The sequence below is a fragment of the Photobacterium aphoticum genome, from assembly GCF_001029435.1.
GTDB lineage: Bacteria > Pseudomonadota > Gammaproteobacteria > Enterobacterales > Vibrionaceae > Photobacterium > Photobacterium aphoticum.
Window position 1 is genome coordinate 341,637 of sequence record NZ_LDOV01000025.1, and the last position, 17,811, is coordinate 359,447.

Here is a 17,811-nt window from a genome sequence, read left to right on the forward strand (position 1 = left end):
GCGCAGCGTCCAGCCAAATAGAAAACGTTATCCGGCTTTTTTCACGAATGCCGCAGTTACCATCATGTCGCCTGCGCCGTCCAGCTTACAATCCAACTGGTGATCTTTGCCTTCTACGATACGTTTGATCACGCCTTTCGTACCGATTTTCAGCACCATCGAGCTGCCTTTCACTTTTAAATCTTTCGCGACTGTGATTTTGTCACCTTCTGCCAGTTGCGTGCCGTTGGCATCTTTGACGGTAAAAGTTTCTTCTACGGCATTCGGATCCCACTCATGGGCACATTCCGGACACACAAGGTGGTTTTGATCAGGATAGACGTATTCAGACTGACAGTTTGGGCAAGGAGGTAGAGACATAAATAACCACTCATCATTGAAGGAAATTGAAAGCGGTCATGATAGCCAGTTATGGGGTTGAGTGCGATCAGATTGTTGGGGGGTAGGGACGAGTTTGCGAGGGACGGGGGGCGAGGAAAAGCGGGGCTGTGGTCCTGTGGTCCTATGGTTGGTAGGGATGAGTTTCGAGTATCGAGATGCAAGTAAAAGCATGAAGTTATGTTTAAAAATCGGGAACGTTACTTGATTTGTGTAAAATACTTAATCCTTGTTCAATTGTTAATCAATGGCTTTGATTCTGTCACAAACTTACCGCTCAAGATGAAGCAGAATGAGTCAGCTAAATGATTAGAAACAACGTTGATGGATTCCATACAGCGCGAAGTGGTCATATTTGTGGGGTAATTCACTAATTGGCATTTACCGTCCCGAATTTGCAGTGCCAATAAGTAACTGGTAGGTTATGTGTGTGGTGTCACATTGTTATCTGCGAGTTAAAAGAAAAGAGGTTGGGTGAATGTATAACAATATCGATAAAGTACTAGAAAATATTCATGAACACTTTCAAACACTGTTTGGTGAAAAATTCGAGGAAAAGCGTCAGTTTCGTTACGTAGATTACATTTCTGAAAATTATAACTTCCGAGTACATGCTGCATTTATTCAGACTCGAATTGCAGATGACTTCGACGTTTCAATTCAACAGCGAATCGATCATGCACTGAAAGGCTTAAATGTTGAAAAAGGTGCAATGTATGATTTCACAACCAAATTTGTAGATGATGCATTATCCACAGAATATTGCGTTGAGTTAATTAAGTAATTTCACTGTGTTCCCCCCGTAAACAGATCACCCAGAGGCTGCCCGTTGGCGGCCTTTCTTGTATATGGCCGTTACATGATTATGTCGACTCTGTGCAGATTTAACGTAATAACCAGATGCTGCACCGATTTTTGGACTGATTATGTAATATCCACTCATGAGTGTTTGGTAGCATATGTGGGCAATCTTAGATCGTTGAATCCAATGCTATACCTTCATGAAAAATTGAGGATTTTCAGTGCAAGTAGATATATTTGAAAAGGTTAGAAACGGTGAAATTGTCAGTACTGATCAGTATCAAGTTAAGTCCATACAGGTAGGTACTGATGATGGACAAAAGTACAAAATATATACCGATTTGTTGAGTATGCTTTCTAAAGGCTATATTACTGGCGTCCCTATTGATAAAGGGGATTTAGGTCCAAATTTTGATCAACTCCAAGTTACAAAGCTTGGTTCAGAGACCTATGATTTTTTGATAACCCCTATGAACCAAATTGGAAAACCTACACTTTGGGAAACATGTCTAAATGCGATTGTAGGTTTTTTTGTTGGCCGTATAAGTTGGTTTTTTTTCGTAACAGTCATTTGTATTTTAATTCCCACGCTTAACGAAGATGCTGAAGAATTGTTGAGGCGCTGTATTGATTGGCTCTTAACATTGATTGCATAAGCGGTATAACAACACGGTCTGAGGTGGACTGTTAAGGTAATGCGTTACACTCGGCGATTTACTATAACACCCGCAACTCGCCTGACAACAACATATGTCAGCTCAATTAGGAAAGGTCACGTTGTGGCCTTTGCCCTTCGCTCTTCCTCGCCCCTAGTCCCTCGAAACTCGCCAACTCCAAAATCCGTGACCCACCCAACATACCTTCTTTCGCCCAGCCCCTACACTGGATCTATCACTCGCCAGTGGAGGTCGCTATGGACACAGGATTGGATTTTTCCTCGCCCTATATACGGTTAGCCATTGCTCTGTTGCTCGGGGCCATTATTGGCATTCAGCGCGGGTGGGTGGATCGTAACGAAGCCGCCGGTTCACGCATTGCCGGTATTCGTACCTATTCCTTGGTCGGTTTACTTGGCGGGCTGTGTGGTTTACTGGCCGATCACTTCTCTGAACTCTTCTTAGGTCTTGCCTTTATAGCCCTGACGGTGATTGTGTCGGTGGCCTATGTCAGTCGCCTGCGTTGGCACAATAATTTAAGCATTACCGGTTTAGTCGGCACCTTACTGACGTTTTTATTGGGGGCGTTGGCCGTCATTGGAGATCCGGTGCTGGCGGCATCCAGTGCGGTGATCACGGCTATTATTCTGGATAATAAAAAAGAGCTGCATGAGGCGCTGCGCAAACTGCAAGAGTACGAGCTGGATGCGGCGCTGCGTTTATTGCTGATTTCTGTGGTGATGTTGCCACTGTTGCCCAATCAGGCGATGGGGCCGTGGGATGCCATCAATCCGTATGAAGTGTGGTGGATGGTAGTGTTGATCGCCAGTATCTCGTTTGTCGGCTATTTTGCGATGAAGATTGGCGGCACGGAAAAGGGCATTTTGCTGACCTGCCTGTTTGCGGGCTTGAGTTCTTCGACGGCGCTGACTTTACAGTTTTCCCATTTGTCTAAACAACAGCCGCCCCTGAGTGGTTTGCTGGCGAGTGGTATTTTGCTCAGTTGCGGCACTATGTTTCCGCGTATTTTATTTGTCTGCTCAGTGGTGAACTGGACACTGCTGGAGCGGTTATGGCTGCCCATGCTGGCAATGATGCTGGGTTTTTATGTGTCGGCAGGGTGGATTTGGCGCACCCATCAATCAGACGGCCAGACCTCGCCGGAAATGAAGCAAAATCCGTTAGCACTCACTTCGGCGCTGATCTTTGGGGTGATTCTGATGGTGATTATTGTGCTCGCTAATGCGCTGCAAGCCTGGTTCGGTAATGCGGGGACATTGCTGTTAGCGGCCACTTCGGGGATCACGGATGTGGATGCCATTACGCTGGCACTCGGGCGACAAAGTGCATTGGGTGTTGGAACAGAAGCGGTAGAAGGGGCTGCCCATGTCGGGGTGACGCTCGCCGCGATGGGAATTTTCATTGCGGCTGCGGTTAACAGCGTGGTGAAAATGGGCATGGCGTGTGTGATTGGTGACAGCAGCATGCGCAAGTACGTGATTATGCCGATCTTGCTCTCCGTTGTACTCGGTGGCGTGACGTTGTTCGCGTCGCAGGGATAAAGTGAGGGTAATAAGAAAGATAAAAAAACGGGCGCGATGCCCGTTTTTGTTGTGTTAAACCGTCAGTGAATCCTCACTGTTGATTCATGTTTGCTGATGCCGCATTAGCACTCGATTTTCGGCGTGGCACTGCTGATGCGGTTGGTGCGATCGTGCGACGGTGCTGAGAAATGGCTGTCCAGCAGCTTTTGCGTCAATGCATGTTGCGGATTAGCAAATACGTCGGCGGTGCGGCCTTGTTCCACCACTTCACCGTCTTGCATTACCATCACTTTATCGGTGAAGTGCTTGATCACGCCCATGTGTTGCGACACGTAGATATAGGACAGACCCATCTCTTCTTGCAGCTCTAACAACAGGTTGATGATCTGCGAGCGCATCGACATGTCCAAGCCGTTCAGGGCTTCGTCGGCCACGATAATACACGGCTGCAAAATAAGGGCACGAGCCAGTGACACACGCTGTTTCTGACCGGTTGCCAGCATCTGCGGGTAGAAGTAGGCATGCTCGGGCAGCAGGCCAACACGCTTTAAGGTTTCCATGATACGACGCTCACGGGCCTGCGGGGTCATGTCGGTGTTACGCTTGAGCGGGCCTTCCAAGATCTTGCCGATCTGAATACGCGGATTCAGTGAAGTGTTCGGATCTTGGAAGATCATGCGGATCAGTTTACAGCGGGTCTGGTAATCACGGTGTGCCAGCGGCTCGCCGTTAACACGGATGATGCCTTCAGTCGGCTCCACCACGCCCGCCAGCATACGTGCCAGGGTCGATTTACCCGAGCCGTTTTCACCCATGAACGCGATGGTTTCACCGGCTTCCAAGCTGAATGACACCGGTTTTACCGCTTCAATGGTACGGCGGCGGAACAGACCTGAACGATAGTGATAGTCTTTTTTCAGGTTTTCGACTTCAAGTAACGCACTCACTTCGCGTTCTCCTCCATATTCAGCGGGAAGTGGCAGCTGAATTTGTGTGTCTTGATCTTCTGGCGTTCCGGTACTTCGACGCATTTACGCTGGGCGTGCGGACAACGCGGTCCTAAGCGACAGCCAATCGGCAGGTGCTGCAATGGCGGAATAGAGCCCGGTAAGGTGGCGAGTTTGCTCTTGTGCGGCAATTCGTCCAGATTGAAGTCCGGCATCGCACGCAGTAGTGCCACGGTGTACGGGTGATGCGGTGATTCTAACAGCTGTTGACGGCTGGCAGATTCCACCGACTGACCACAGTACATCACGGTAATGCGGTCGGCCCATTGGGTCACGGTGGTCAGATCGTGGCTGACCAGCAAAATCGTGGTATTCCCCAACTGGTTCATGCGGCTGAGCAGACGGAAAATCTGCGCTTGCGTGATGGGATCCAAGTCGTTGGTCGGTTCATCGGCAATCAGCAGGCGAGGGCGGTTGGCAATGGCCATGGCAATCATCACCTTCTGACACTCCCCGTCGGTCAATTCGTACGGGTAGCTGCGCATCACGCGTTTGTGATCTTTAATACCGACTTTATGCAGCAGGGCAATCGCCTGCTTCTGACGCCAGTGGAAGCGCTGCCAGATACGGCCGCTGAATGAGCTGGACGGGATCGCCTCTTCCAGCTGCTCACCCACGCGTTCAGACGGATCCAAACACGATGATGGCTCCTGGAAAATCATGGCAATTTCACGGCCCACGACCTTACGGCGTTCGCGCGGCGAGAGCGCCAGCAAATCAATATCGCCCAGGCGCAAGCGGTCTGCACTCACGCGCCAGTTGTCTTTGGTCACGCCGGCAATGGCTTTGGCAACTAAGCTCTTACCCGAACCGGATTCGCCCACCAAGCCGCGAATTTCCCCTTCGTTGATCGTTAAACTCATGCGATCAACGGCTTTCACCATCCCTTGCGGCGTATCAATCTCGATGGTGAGGTTGCGAATATCTAACAGTGGCATTAGTCAATCCCCGCATTAATAGCCTGGCGGAGTCCTTCCCCTACTAAGTTTACAACCAACACGCTAAACGTAATGGCAAGGCCGGGTAGCGTGACTGTCCATGGTGCAAGGTAAATCAGCTCGATGGAGTCGCCCACCATCGCGCCCCATTCCGGCAACGGGGTTTGTGCGCCAAGACCCAAAAAGCCCAGCGCGGCAATGTCCAAAATTGCAATGGAAATGGCACGGGTAAACTCGTTGGTCAGCACGGTCAGAATGTTTGGCAGGATCGAGTTGTACAGCAGGTAGAAATCGTTCGCGCCATCCAAACGGGCAGCGATGATGTAGTCTTTTTCTACTTCATTGTGTACAGCCGTATAAACAGCACGAATGAAACGCGGGATCAACGCCAGCCAAATTGCCAGCAAAATGCTGTATTCGCCCGGTCCCATGTACGCGACCACAATGATGGCCAGCAGCAGGGAAGGGATAGACAGCACGGTGTCCAGCAAGTGGTTCAAAAAGCTCGATTTCAGGCCACGGCTCATACCGGCCATGACGCCAATGGCAATACCGATCACCCCAGAACACAGGGCGATCAGAATGGCGTAACCAAAGGTCAGGCGTGTCCCCATCAGCAAGCGGCTGAGGATGTCACGGCCCAAGTCATCGGTGCCGAAGAAGAATTCCACGTGACCGCTCGGATCCCACGACGGTGGCATCAGCAGTTCGCCCACTTGGCTCACCGCATCATACGGCGTTAGCCACGGTGCGACCAAGGTCAGGCAGATCAGCAGCAGCAGACACCAGAAGCCAAACACCGCCAGTGAGTTGGTACGGAAGTTTTGCCAGGCCCGCTCCCATTGGGTTGGGATCTTGGTCTCTTGGTAGATGTTATTTGATAGCATACCATTCCTTGCGCACAAGCGGGTTGACGAAAGCACCGGTCAAATCAGACAGGATGTTGGCGATCAGAATGAAGCTGCCGACCGTGATCACGCCCGCTTGAATCGCGACGTAATTCTGGGCGGAAATCGCATCCAGCAACCAGCGGCCGATACCCGGCCAGTTAAAGATGGACTCGGTCAGCATGGCAAAGGTCATCATGGTCGAAAACTGCATACCCAGTTTCGGAATGATTGGCGGAATGGCATTACGCAGCACGTGACGCGCAATGATTTCAAACATCGACAAGCCTTTGGTCTGGGCCACTTTGATGAAGTTTTGGTTCATCACATCCGACACCGACGAGCGGGTCAGGCGGATCACTTCCGTGGTCGGTGCCATTGCCAAAACCAGTGTCGGCAGTGCCAAGTGGCGGATCACATCCATCAGGGCTTCAGCGCGGTATGGCTTGTCAGACAGCAAGACGTCAATCAGTGCGACACCGGTTTGCTGGTCAATTTCATACAGCAGGCTGTAACGGCCCGAAACAGGCAGCCAGCCTAATTCCAGTGAAAACAGCATGATCAGCAGCATCGCCAGCCAGAACAGCGGAATGGAGTAACCCACCAGCGTGATAGAGGAAATTGCGGTATCAACGAAATGGCCGCGTTTCACCCCGGCCAGTGTGCCCAGCGGAATGCCGATCAATAGCGACAGCGCAAAGGCAAAGAAACACAATTCCAACGTTGCCGGGAACACCGCCGCCACTTCGTGCCAAATTGGCAAGCCTTGCTGGTTCAGACCAAGGTGGCCGGTCACCAACGTTTGCAGGTAAGCAATCCAGCCGGTCCAGAACGGTTGGCTGGTCCACAATGACGCGGGGTCAAGGCGAAGAATGCTGTAGCCGATCAAGGTCAAGATCAACAAGGTGATCAAGAACAGATTCAGCCGTCGAATGGTATAGATAAACATATTAAGGTTCGCTCCGGTACACCGTGGAGAACGAGCGGGTACCAAACGGGCTCATTTGTAAGCCTTTCAGTGAGTTGTGGTGAATTTGGAAATGCACACCGTGTGCCAGCGGTACCACCGGCACATCTTGGTCAACAATGGCCTGCGCACGTTGATAGAAATTCAAACGCTGGTTTAGCTGGCTGGTACGCGACGCCAGCTCAAGCAGGTTATCAAAGTCCAGGTTACACCAGTTGGAGTCGTTCAGGCCGGCCGCTTTGGCATCACAGGACAGCAGTGGGCGCAGGAAGTTATCCGGATCACCGTTATCGGCAATCCAACCGGTTAAGATCAAATCACTGTTGAACTTATCAATGTTGCTAAAGCGGTTGATAGAGTCCTGCATGATGATGTTGACCTGCACGCCCACCGCGTTCAAATCTGCCTGAATCAGCTCGGCGGTTTTACGCGGGCTGGGGTTGTAAGGGCGAGGCTCTAACGGTACCCACAGGGTTAAGCTCAGGTTTTTATCAAAACCGGCTTCTTTGAGCAGTTGCAGGGCTTTTTCCGGATCGTAACCCAGCGCTTCACTGTTGTGATGATACGCCCACGACATTGGTGGCAGAATGCTGTGTGCTTCCGTACCGGTGCCGTAGTAGACAGAGCTCAGCAGGTTATCACGGTTAATGGCGTGATTAATGGCCTGACGGACACGCAGATCTTTGAGCGCCGGTTTGTTGGTATCAATGGCCAGATACGCCACGTTCATACCGGTTTGCGCGGTGAGATCAAAGTCTTCGTTGTCGTTGATGATCGGCAGCTGACTGGCGACCGGTGACGACAGCACATCACACTCTTTGCTGAGCAGTTTGGCTAAGCTGCCGGTGCCGCGTGAGGCGATATCAAACACCACTTGTTCCATTTTCGCCGCCCCTTGCCAGTAGCCGTTGTGACGGTTCAGGCGCACCAAATCATTGGGCAGGTATTGCTCAAGCGAAAACGGTCCGGTACCAATCGGCAGATGATCTAGCTGGTCGGGTTTACCCGCACGCAGCACCTGATCAGCATACTCTTGCGAGTGGATCACCGCATACGTGGTGGCCAGATTGGCCAAGAATGCGTTATCCGGACGGGTCAGGCTGAACTGTACCGTGTACGGATCCACAATGGTGATATCGTCAATCAGGTTGGCAAAGCCTTGGCTTTCAAACCACGGATAACGGCCGCCAGACACCGCATGGAACGGGTGAGAGGGATCAATGACTCGTTTAAAACTAAACACCACATCTTGGGCGTTAAATTGACGTGTAGGTTTAAACCAGTCGGTTGATTGAAACGCAATGCCTTCCCGTAACGAAAACGTATAGGTGAGACCATCACCGCTCATGGTCCAGCTTTTCGCCAGTGAAGGTAATGGGCGGTGTGTCACGGGGTCAAGCAATAAGAGACGGTCAAAGATCTGCGCAGCCAGTGTATCAGCTGTCAGTCCGCCATCGGTTAACTGCGGATTGAAGGTGTTCGGCGTATCTTGCCCACAATAGACGAAGCCACGGCTGCGAATATTGCTATCCTGCTGTGGCTCGCTGCAGCCCCACAGGCTGGCAAGGCTCACACACGCAAGCAGAAGACGAGTATAGGCGCTCATAAGATTAGATTTTATGGAAAACAAGATTACAAATTTACCACCATCCTACTGAGTGACCAAGTCATCTCCCTAAAATACCTGCTTTTTCCCCTATTTTTGCTCATATCTTGATACCTGATGAGTATGGGGCTGTCTGTGGCTTGGGGGGGATGATGCCCGTGTGAAGCAGGCTCAGCTATCCTGCGCGCCGACCAATTGGTATTTACGCAGCAATCCACGCAGCTGGTGATAGCTCAAGCATAGCAGCTCTGCCGCTTTGCGTTGATTAAACTGAGCTTCTTCAAGCGCTTGTTGAATGATATCCACTTCCTGATCCTGCTGCCATTGGCGAAAATCAATAGGGAAGAGCATCGAAGATGCCGCATGATGACCAGACGTTGCACCGGTTTTCGCGGCACTCTGGGAGGTAGATTTTGCGCTGTGAGCCGCAGTGAAACTGGCACTGTGCTTGTCGTGCCAAGGGGCGCGGAACGGGTCAAGGATGATCTCATCAATCGGTTCGTCTTCTAGGCCATGGCGGAAAATTGAGCGTTCAATGACGTTTTTCAGCTCTCGCACATTGCCCGGCCACTGGTATGTCATCAGTTGGTCGATGGCTTCCGGAGTAAAGCCGGAGAAATAGCTAAAGCCCAGCTCGCGACACATTTTCACGGCATAGTAGTCCGCCAGCGGCATGATGTCTTCGCGGCGCTCACGCAGCGGTGGCAGGTGGATGATGTCAAAGGCCAGGCGATCGAGTAAATCCGAGCGGAATTTGCCGTCAGCGGCCAATTGCGGCAAGTCTTCATTGGTGGCACAAATCAAACGCACATTGGCGCGGCAGGTTTTGCTGCCCCCCACACGTTCATATTCCCCGTATTCGATGACTCGGAGTAATTTTTCTTGTACGCCAAGCGGGGCGGTGCCCAGTTCGTCCAAAAACAAGGTGCCGTTTTCGGCCCGTTCAAAACGTCCCTGATGACGGCCTTTGGCACCGGTAAACGCGCCGGCTTCATGGCCAAACAGTTCCGAGTCAATCACCCCTTCACTGAGCGCGGCACAGTTAAGAGAAATGAGCGGTTGATCCCAGCGGCGTGACAAATAATGCATGCGCTGAGCAATTAATTCTTTACCTGTCCCGCGTTCTCCCAAAATAAGGATTGGGCGGTTGAGCGGTGCAAGGCGGGACGTATGATCGAGCACGGTAAGGAACGCTTCAGACTCACCGATTAAATTATCAGGCTTTCGCATGGTTAATCTCGCTAACTATTGGCGTATTTGAACAACACCCTAACAGGCTTGTTGGGGCGATGTAAAGCCAAGTTGTTGATATTTAACCAACTAAAAAGTTGGCACACTTGTTGTAATAGCTAGTGGGTAAGAGGTGATGCGACAGGTAGTCACAGACCGATTAACCAAGAACGTAATATTGGAGATGTAATTATGGGTATTTTTTCACGCTTTGCTGACATCGTTAATGCTAATGTGAATGCGCTGCTTGATAAAGCTGAGGATCCACAAAAAATGATCCGCCTGATCATTCAAGAAATGGAAGACACCTTGGTGGAAGTGCGTACGTCATCAGCTCGAGCGCTGGCAGACAAAAAAGAATTGCAACGTCGCATTCAGGCGATCGAATCACAAGGTGAAGACTGGCAGCAAAAAGCGAGTCTGGCACTGCAAAAAGGCCGCGAAGATCTCGCCCGTGCCGCGCTGATTGAAAAACAGAAACTGAACGATGTGGCGCTGACGCTGCACGAAGAATTTAAGCTGGTGGAAGAAACCATCGAAAAGCTGGCCGGTGAAGTGGCAGAGCTGGAGCGCAAACTGCAAGAAACCCGCGCTCGTCAGCAAGCGTTAGTGATGCGCCATAAAGCAGCGGGTACGCGCCGCGATGTGCGTCGCCAGTTAGATACCGGCAAGGTTGACGAAGCCCTGAACAAGTTTGAGCAGTACGAGCGCCGCATCGACGAGATGGAAGCGGAAGCTGACAGCTACAGCCTGGGTCGTGGTAAAAACTTGCAGGACGAATTTGCCAATCTGCAAGCACAAGATGAAATTGAAAAAGAATTGGCGCGCATGAAAGCCGATATTAAAGGCAAAGAATAAGGCTATTGCGACAATAGCCAAGGTGATAAGTTAATGAATCTGCGCGTATTAAGGAGAATGTAATGTCTATGGGGTTTATTGTTGGGCCGCTGATTGTTTTTATGATTTTCGTTGCCCCATTGTGGCTGCTTCTTCACTACCGGTCAAAGAAACACAGCAGTGAAGGGTTGTCGGGGGACGATCATGAAAAATTGCAAGCTCTGGTCGCACGCGCAGAGCAAATGCAAGAGCGGATTGTCACACTGGAGCGTATTTTGGATGCGGAAGCGCCACAATGGAGGAATAAGGTATGAGTAAGACCCTCTATCGTGATCCGAAAAACGGCAAAATCGCCGGTGTGTGTGCGGGGATTGCCGAATACTTCGGCATGGAAATCTGGTTGGTGCGTATTCTTGCGGTATCTGCTTTCCTGCTTGGGGTGGGGTTCTTTGCCACGTTAGCGTACATCGCGGCCTGGTTGATCCTTGAGAAGATGCCGGAAGCACGCATGCAGCAGCAAACGCTGTTTCGTGAGCACCACGTCAAACAGAAACCGTGGCAAGCGGGCAAACCAGCCCGTGAGATCCTGAACAACGTGGAACGTGAGTTTGAACACATTGAACAGGATTTGCGCAAGATGGAAGCCTACGTGACGTCGACGGCGTTCAAAGTGGACCGTGAATTCCGCAACTTGTAACGGTGACCTATCACTCTGAGAAGCAGGCCAATGCCTGCTTCTCTTTTTTGTGCCACATTGAAATATTGATAATACACAGCACGTTATGATGAATACCGATGGTCAATGCTGAATAAGCGGTTCATCATAGGTTAATCTACACCTCCGTATATTTTCCCCATAGAACGCCGCGAGACGGTTTGATGTCCGCGAGCGACAATGATTCAGGAAAGGCTATGAACCGAATTGGTAATGAGTTGAATAAGCTAGTGAACCGCAGTTTAGATCGCCATGTGCGTTTGGCCGTGACCGGCCTCTCGCGCGCCGGGAAAACGGCATTTATTACCTCACTGGTGAATCAATTAATGCATGTCAGCACGAACCCACGTCTGCCGCTGTTCAGCGCCGTGCGTGACGGGCATTTGCTGGGGGCCAAGCGCGTCCCGCAAATTGACATGCATGTGCCGCGATTTGGTTATGAAGAAGGGATGCAGTCGTTGCTGTCGACCCCGCCGACCTGGCCGGCACCGACCCGCGATGTCAGCCAAACCCGTCTGGCGTTGCGTTATAAACCGCAACGCGGGCCGCTGAAGTTACTGCAAGACACCGCGACCTTGTACCTCGACATTGTTGATTACCCGGGGGAGTGGTTGCTGGATTTACCGCTGCTGGATCTGGACTTTTATGCCTGGTCAAAACAGCAGGCACAGGTGCTGAAAGGCAAGCGCCTGACCCTGGCACAAGATTGGTTGGCGCTGAAAGACACCTTTGACCCGTTTGCGCCGGCCGATGAAGCCCTGATTGAAAAAATATCGGGTTTCTTCACCGAATACCTGTACCGCTGTAAAGCCGAAGGCGGCTTGCATTGGGTGCAACCGGGACGTTTTGTGTTGCCGGGAGAGTTGTCTGGCGCGCCGGTGTTGCAGTTCTTCCCATTGGTATGGCTGGACGGGGTGACTGAACAGCAATGGGCCAGTGCCGGTGAAGACACCAATTTGGGGATGCTGAAAAGTCGCTATCGTTATTATCAACAGCACGTGGTGAAAGCCTTCTACAAAGAGCATTTCTCAACGTTCGATCGCCAGATCATTCTGGTGGACTGTTTACAGCCGCTTAATGCGGGGCCGGAATCGTTCAATGACATGCGCCAAGCGCTGGATCAGCTGATGCAAAGTTTCCGTTACGGCCGCAGTTCGTTGATGCGTCGTTTGTTCTCGCCGCGTATCGATAAAGTGCTGTTTGCAGCGACTAAAGCGGACCATGTTACGCCAGAGCAGCATCCACACTTGGTGAGCCTGTTGCAGCAACTGGTGAATGAAGCGTGGCAAACCGCCTCATTTGAAGGGATTGAGATGGACTGTGTGAGTCTTTCCTCGATTCAGGCCACAGAGCCGGGCTTTGTGGAATACCAAGGCAAACAAATGCCTGCTTTGCGGGGCCATACCATGGCTGGCGAGGCGAAAACCCTCTATCCGGGGGATGTGCCAAAACGCTTGCCGAGTGAGGCGTTCTGGCAACAGTCCGGGTTCGACTTTGTGAATTTTCGCCCACTGGGGCTACAAAGTGACGAACCGCTACCGCATATCCGTATGGATAAGGCGTTGGAATACCTGCTGGGAGATAAATTACGATGAACGAGCAATACAAAAGTAAAATTGAATTTGATGAGCCCCAGTCAGGTAACGGGGCTCAGTCCGGTAGCGGGACAAAGACACACGGTGAGGACGAATTAACCTCACAGCTGCAATTTGCCGACAAGGCCACGTTTTTGCCTGACACCACGCAAGAGGCAGACACCGATGTGGAAGCGGAGTTAGCTCAGACATTGGCGTCCAAGCCAAAGCGCAGCAGTGGCTGGTTAAAAGGCTTGTTGGTGGGCGGTGCGCTTATGGCGGGCTGGCAAAGCGTGGATTATGTGGTGACGGCTTATCAGGGCGGTGATTGGTTGGCGATGGGCTGGAGTGTGATCATTGCCGGTTTGGCAACCGCAGGTATTACTGCGCTGGGGCGTGAGCTGTTAAGTTTGCGTCGTTTGAAGCACCGTCAGAGCGAACGTGAACAGGCACAAGCCTTGTTGGATGCCGATGGTATCGGCGCGGCGCGTGCGTTCTGTACCCGTCTGGCTCGTAAGAGCCATGTGGCTGAAGAAAATGCCGGTTATGACCGCTGGCAGCATGCGCTCGCTGCGACCCATAACGACCGTGAAGTGATCCAGCTGTATGATCAGATGGTGCTGGGCCATCAGGACAAACAGGCACGTAAGCTGGTGGCAAAATACGCCAGTGAAGCGGCAGTGATGGTCGCGGTCAGTCCGTTGGCCGTGGCCGATATGTTGCTGGTGGCGTGGCGTAACTTCCGTTTGATTGAGCAAATCTCAGCGGTGTACGGCGTCGAATTGGGTTACTGGTCGCGTATTCGCTTGGTGAAGTTGGTGTTGGCTAACATGGCGGTGGCCGGGGCCAGCGAATTGATTGCCGACAGCGGTATGGACATGTTGTCGATGGATCTGGCCGGCCGTATGTCGACCCGCGTTGCACAAGGCGTCGGGGTGGGCTTGCTCACAGGGCGTCTGGGTTTGAAAGCCATCAGCCTGATGCGCCCACTGCCGTGGCAGGCGGGTCAGCAGCCGAAACTGAGTGAAATCCGTCGTGATCTGCTCAGTCAGCTGACCACGAAAAAAGACACACAGAGTTAATCGCAAGGCGCCGGAGTGGCGCCTTTTCTTTTTCTGACAATCTTCAGGATAGCGCTACGCTTTCTGTATTGTCCCGTTTTATGCTCGCTTGTTGGTATCGGCTGTGTACATCATAGTTCGGACAAAATGCCAACGAGGTTGGCCATGAATCGGGGATAACGGAACGATGACCCATTAGGGATCAGTAGCCCAATCAGGAGTGGTTCATGAAAGCAATTAACGTACAGAGTGCCCCTTTGCTGAGCTCGCTAATAAGCGCTTTGTTATGTGTGTGGTCTGTTCAGGCTCAAACCCAAACCCAAACCCAGACACACTCTCAGACACAACCCCAGGCAACCTCGCCAGCGAAGCCCTCAGATTCCACGATTCCAGCACATTACAATACCCCCATTCCCGCAGAAATCATGACCCCCGACAAGGTTGAGACGCGCTTAGGAGTGCTGTCGTTTCAGGATGGCGTCCCTGATCCCCAGACCAGCCAAAAAGTGTACGATTTTCTTGATATCTCTCGTGCGGCAGAAGTTTTTTTGCAAGCGATCCCGATGGCGTCTTTGGAAGCATTGCGGATCGGACATGCGAAGTTGGGGATTTCGCAGTCTCATCAGGTTTTATTGTTTGATAAATTGATGGATTCCGATCCCCTGTTTTTGACCGGTAATACCGATACGGTGTATGCCTCGGCGTTTTTAGATCTGGAGCGTGATGGCCCGACGGTGATTGAAGTCCCGCCGGGGATGGGGCCGACGACGGTGAATGATGCCTTTTTCCGGTTTGTGACCGATCTCGGTATTGTCGGGCCGGATAAAGGCAAGGGCGGTAAGTATCTGATTTTACCGCCTGACTATAAAGGGGATGTCCCTGACGGCTATTTTGTCTCTCAGTCGACCAGTTACACGAACTGGTTCATTGCCCGTGGTTTTCTGATGGATGGCAAGCCAGAGGCGGCAACAGCGGCGTTTAAACAGCACTTAAAAATCTACCCGCTGGCGAAGCAAGACAGTCCGCCAGCCATGACGTTTGTGTCTGGCAGTGGCAAAGCATTTAACACTATACATGCCAACGATGTGCATTTTTACACTGAGCTGAAACCGGTATTGGATAAAGAGCCCATTGCGTTTATTGCCCCTGAACTGCGTGGGTTGATGGCGACAATCGGGCTGCAGAAAGGCCAACCTTTTGAGCCGGATGCGCGCTTGCTGGCACACTTGAAAGAAGGGATAGCGATAGGAAATGCTGCCGCCCGCTCATTCTTTTTTCATCCTCGTGATGAAGCCATTTACCGCTACCCGGGACGGTTGTGGAAAAAGGCCTTCATTGGCGGTGACTACCGTTGGTTGATCAACGACGGCGACGGTGGCCTGAATCTGGATGCGCGCAGCTATTTCTTTTACATCGCCACGGTGAATACGCCCGCTATGGCTCTGAAGTTGGTCGGAAAAGGCTCCAAATACGCCTTGTTGGATCAATCGAAAGAGGGAAAAGCCTTAGACGGTGGACAGCATTATAAGCTGACGTTACCGGCCAATGTGCCGGCGAAAAACTTCTGGTCTATCGTGGTGTACGATCCGCAAACCCGCTCAGAATTACAAACCGGCCAACCGTTCCCCAGCAAGAATAATATGCGTGACGACTTGTCGATGAATGAGGATGGTTCGGTGGATCTGTATTTTGGCCCGACCGCACCGAGCGGGAAAGAGGCAAACTGGATCCAGACGGTTCCGGGCAAGGGGTGGTTCACGATTTTGCGCCTCTATGGGCCGCTTGAAGCCTGGTATGACGACAGCTGGCAACCAGGCGATATGGAGCCTTTGAAGTAGTGCCGGAGAGGAGATTGACAGGATATGTCCAAGGTTTAATACGGGGATCCTGTCATCTTTGCGGACGGTTTAGTTTTGCGAGCCAATGGCTTGACTCAAATAAGGGGAAAGCGCACACTTCCAGTGTCAACAATTCCTGACACTTTGGAAGAGAAGCCTATGAGACTACAAGTCTTCTGTGAAGACCGACTTGGGATCGCCCGCGAACTGCTGGATATTCTGGCCAGCCGTGAGATTGATCTGCGAGGCATTGAAATTGACCGGGTCGGTATTATCTATCTCAACTGTCCTGAAGTGGAATTTGAATCCTTCAGCCAGTTGATGTCACAGATCCGCCAGTTGGATGGCGTGACCGATGTGCGCAAGATTCAGTTCATGCCGAGTGAGCGTGAGCACAAAGAGTTGAAAGCCCTGCTGGAAGCCTTACCGGATCCGTTTTTCTCCATCAACCTGCAAGGCAAAGTCGATTTAGCCAATGACGCGGCCGAAACCTTATTAGGCAAGGTTCGTGACGATATTTTGGGTGAGAATATTCAAAGCTTGGTGGGCTTTAATACCCATCAGTGGCTGGAAAAAGACAATGCCACGACGCGCAGTGAGCTGGTGGTGCTGTCCGGGCTGGATTACATGATGGAAGTCATGCCCGTGTATGTTACCGATGAAAGCGAAGAGCAGGTGTTGGCCAGTGCGGTGATTTTGCTTAAATCCCTGTCTGAAGCCAAAATGCCGATTGCGATGCGCAAGCTCAGTGGTGATAACGGGTTTGAGCACTTAGTGGGCCAGTCATCCCGTTTCAAGCAGTTAGTGTCACAGGCGAAGAAGTTGTCGATGCTGGATGCGCCGTTGTTGATCCAAGGTGAAACCGGTACCGGTAAAGAGATGTTGGCGCGAGCTTGTCATCAGCGTTCATTGCGCCGTGAAAAGCCGTTCCTGCTGGTGAACTGTATGTCGATGCCGGATAACGCCGCTGAAACCGAATTGTTCGGCATGGCAGCGACCGCGACAGAGCCGGGTAAGAAAGGCATTTTCGAGCAAGCCGATGAAGGCACTGTGTTCTTGTATGAAGTCGGTGAAATGTCGGAGCACTTGCAGATCAAACTACTGCGCTTCCTGCAAGACGGCACGTTCCGCCGAGTGGGTGAAGAGCGCGAGATGAAAGTCAACGTGCGCGTGATTTGCTCGACCCAGAAAAAACTGCCGGATTTGGTGGCCTCAGGCCAGTTCCGTGAAGATTTGTATTACCGTTTGAACGTGTTGTCGCTAGTGGTGCCGCCACTGCGTGAACGCACGGCCGATATCGTGCCGTTGGCGGAGTTGTTCTTGTCGCAGTTCGCGCAGGAATTGCAGCAGCCGAAGCCGCACCTGACGCCGGATGTGGCCCAGTATCTGAGCCAGTACGCGTGGCCGGGCAATATCCGTCAGCTACGTAACGTGCTGTTCCGTGCCATGACTCAACTGGAAGGGCCGGAAATTCGCGTGGATGACGTGCAGTTGCCAGAAAATGAATCGACCACGCTGATCACCGAAGAAGTGCTGGAAGGCTCACTGGACGATATCATGAAGCGTTATGAGTCCGGCATTCTGAGCAACCTGTACCGCAGTTACCCGTCGACCCGTAAGCTGGCAAAACGCTTGGGGGTATCGCACACTGCGGTGGCAAACAAGTTGCGTGAATACGGCATCAATAAGCACTGATTGCGCTTGCTGAACACGGCTTGAATATCATGAGAGAAGAAGGAAGGCTATCGCGCCTAATGCCGATCAGTTAAGGC

At 51.7% G+C, this 17,811-nt stretch carries 17 protein-coding genes; 10 read left to right on the forward strand and 7 right to left on the reverse strand.

The window, feature by feature from the left end; translation table 11 throughout:
* Positions 1 to 27 precede the first annotated feature (27 nt).
* Positions 28 to 360 carry a zinc ribbon domain-containing protein YjdM gene (locus ABT58_RS14755; protein ID WP_047875176.1) on the reverse strand — a complete coding sequence of 111 codons (333 nt, stop codon included), beginning with the start codon at positions 358 to 360 and terminating at the stop codon, positions 28 to 30.
* A 496-nt stretch (positions 361 to 856) separates the two neighbouring features.
* On the opposite strand from ABT58_RS14755, the gene ABT58_RS14760 reads away from it, so the two are divergent.
* The 3 genes from ABT58_RS14760 to ABT58_RS14770 all read left to right on the forward strand — a co-directional run bounded on the left by ABT58_RS14760 (position 857) and on the right by ABT58_RS14770 (position 3,397).
* On the forward strand, positions 857 to 1,162 hold the full coding sequence (locus ABT58_RS14760; protein WP_047875177.1) for a hypothetical protein: 306 nt from the start codon (positions 857 to 859) through the stop codon (positions 1,160 to 1,162).
* 238 nt (positions 1,163 to 1,400) lie between these two features.
* Complete coding sequence (locus ABT58_RS14765) at positions 1,401 to 1,835, forward strand: hypothetical protein (RefSeq protein ID WP_047875178.1); 435 nt, start codon at positions 1,401 to 1,403, stop codon at positions 1,833 to 1,835.
* A gap of 257 nt (positions 1,836 to 2,092) precedes the next feature.
* A complete protein-coding gene (locus tag ABT58_RS14770; RefSeq protein WP_047875179.1) occupies positions 2,093 to 3,397 on the forward strand; it encodes an MgtC/SapB family protein in 1,305 nt (434 codons plus the stop codon).
* Positions 3,398 to 3,501: 104 nt separating this feature from the next.
* On the opposite strand, the gene ABT58_RS14775 is transcribed toward ABT58_RS14770, so the two are convergent.
* The 6 genes from ABT58_RS14775 to pspF form a co-directional block, all read right to left on the reverse strand.
* On the reverse strand, positions 3,502 to 4,326 hold the full coding sequence (locus ABT58_RS14775) for a peptide ABC transporter ATP-binding protein (protein WP_047875180.1): 825 nt from the start codon (positions 4,324 to 4,326) through the stop codon (positions 3,502 to 3,504).
* On the reverse strand, positions 4,323 to 5,324 hold the full coding sequence (locus tag ABT58_RS14780; protein ID WP_047875181.1) for a peptide ABC transporter ATP-binding protein: 1,002 nt from the start codon (positions 5,322 to 5,324) through the stop codon (positions 4,323 to 4,325). Before ABT58_RS14780 ends, ABT58_RS14775 begins: the two co-directional genes overlap by 4 nt.
* Entirely contained in the window at positions 5,324 to 6,211 is an 888-nt protein-coding gene (sapC, locus tag ABT58_RS14785; RefSeq protein ID WP_047875182.1) for a putrescine export ABC transporter permease SapC, read from the reverse strand. The genes ABT58_RS14780 and sapC overlap by 1 nt, the downstream gene beginning before the upstream one ends.
* Positions 6,198 to 7,160 carry an ABC transporter permease gene (locus tag ABT58_RS14790; RefSeq protein ID WP_047875183.1) on the reverse strand — a complete coding sequence of 321 codons (963 nt, stop codon included), beginning with the start codon at positions 7,158 to 7,160 and terminating at the stop codon, positions 6,198 to 6,200. Before ABT58_RS14790 ends, sapC begins: the two co-directional genes overlap by 14 nt.
* Position 7,161: 1 nt before the next feature.
* Positions 7,162 to 8,784 carry an ABC transporter substrate-binding protein SapA gene (sapA, locus tag ABT58_RS14795; RefSeq protein ID WP_047875184.1) on the reverse strand — a complete coding sequence of 541 codons (1,623 nt, stop codon included), beginning with the start codon at positions 8,782 to 8,784 and terminating at the stop codon, positions 7,162 to 7,164.
* Between the two features lie 171 nt (positions 8,785 to 8,955).
* Positions 8,956 to 10,014, reverse strand: a complete 1,059-nt coding sequence (pspF, locus tag ABT58_RS14800; RefSeq protein WP_047875185.1) for a phage shock protein operon transcriptional activator — start codon at positions 10,012 to 10,014, stop codon at positions 8,956 to 8,958.
* A 192-nt stretch (positions 10,015 to 10,206) separates the two neighbouring features.
* On the opposite strand from pspF, the gene pspA reads away from it, so the two are divergent.
* From pspA to tyrR, 7 genes are all read left to right on the forward strand, one after another.
* A complete protein-coding gene (gene pspA / locus ABT58_RS14805) occupies positions 10,207 to 10,872 on the forward strand; it encodes a phage shock protein PspA (protein ID WP_047875186.1) in 666 nt (221 codons plus the stop codon).
* A gap of 62 nt (positions 10,873 to 10,934) precedes the next feature.
* On the forward strand, positions 10,935 to 11,165 hold the full coding sequence (pspB, locus tag ABT58_RS14810; protein ID WP_047875187.1) for an envelope stress response membrane protein PspB: 231 nt from the start codon (positions 10,935 to 10,937) through the stop codon (positions 11,163 to 11,165).
* The gene (pspC, locus tag ABT58_RS14815; protein ID WP_047875188.1) at positions 11,162 to 11,548 is read left to right on the forward strand and encodes an envelope stress response membrane protein PspC; all 387 of its coding nucleotides are present in this window, start codon (positions 11,162 to 11,164) and stop codon (positions 11,546 to 11,548) included. The genes pspB and pspC overlap by 4 nt, the downstream gene beginning before the upstream one ends.
* 215 nt (positions 11,549 to 11,763) lie before the next feature.
* On the forward strand, positions 11,764 to 13,161 hold the full coding sequence (locus ABT58_RS14820) for a YcjX family GTP-binding protein (RefSeq protein ID WP_047875189.1): 1,398 nt from the start codon (positions 11,764 to 11,766) through the stop codon (positions 13,159 to 13,161).
* Positions 13,158 to 14,222, forward strand: coding sequence for a YcjF family protein (locus tag ABT58_RS14825; protein WP_047875190.1), 1,065 nt, complete (start codon positions 13,158 to 13,160; stop codon positions 14,220 to 14,222). Before ABT58_RS14820 ends, ABT58_RS14825 begins: the two co-directional genes overlap by 4 nt.
* Positions 14,223 to 14,428: 206 nt before the next feature.
* The gene (locus tag ABT58_RS14830) at positions 14,429 to 16,039 is read left to right on the forward strand and encodes a DUF1254 domain-containing protein (protein ID WP_082211109.1); all 1,611 of its coding nucleotides are present in this window, start codon (positions 14,429 to 14,431) and stop codon (positions 16,037 to 16,039) included.
* A gap of 159 nt (positions 16,040 to 16,198) precedes the next feature.
* Entirely contained in the window at positions 16,199 to 17,734 is a 1,536-nt protein-coding gene (gene tyrR / locus ABT58_RS14835; protein WP_047875191.1) for a transcriptional regulator TyrR, read from the forward strand.
* Positions 17,735 to 17,811: the final 77 nt, after the last annotated feature.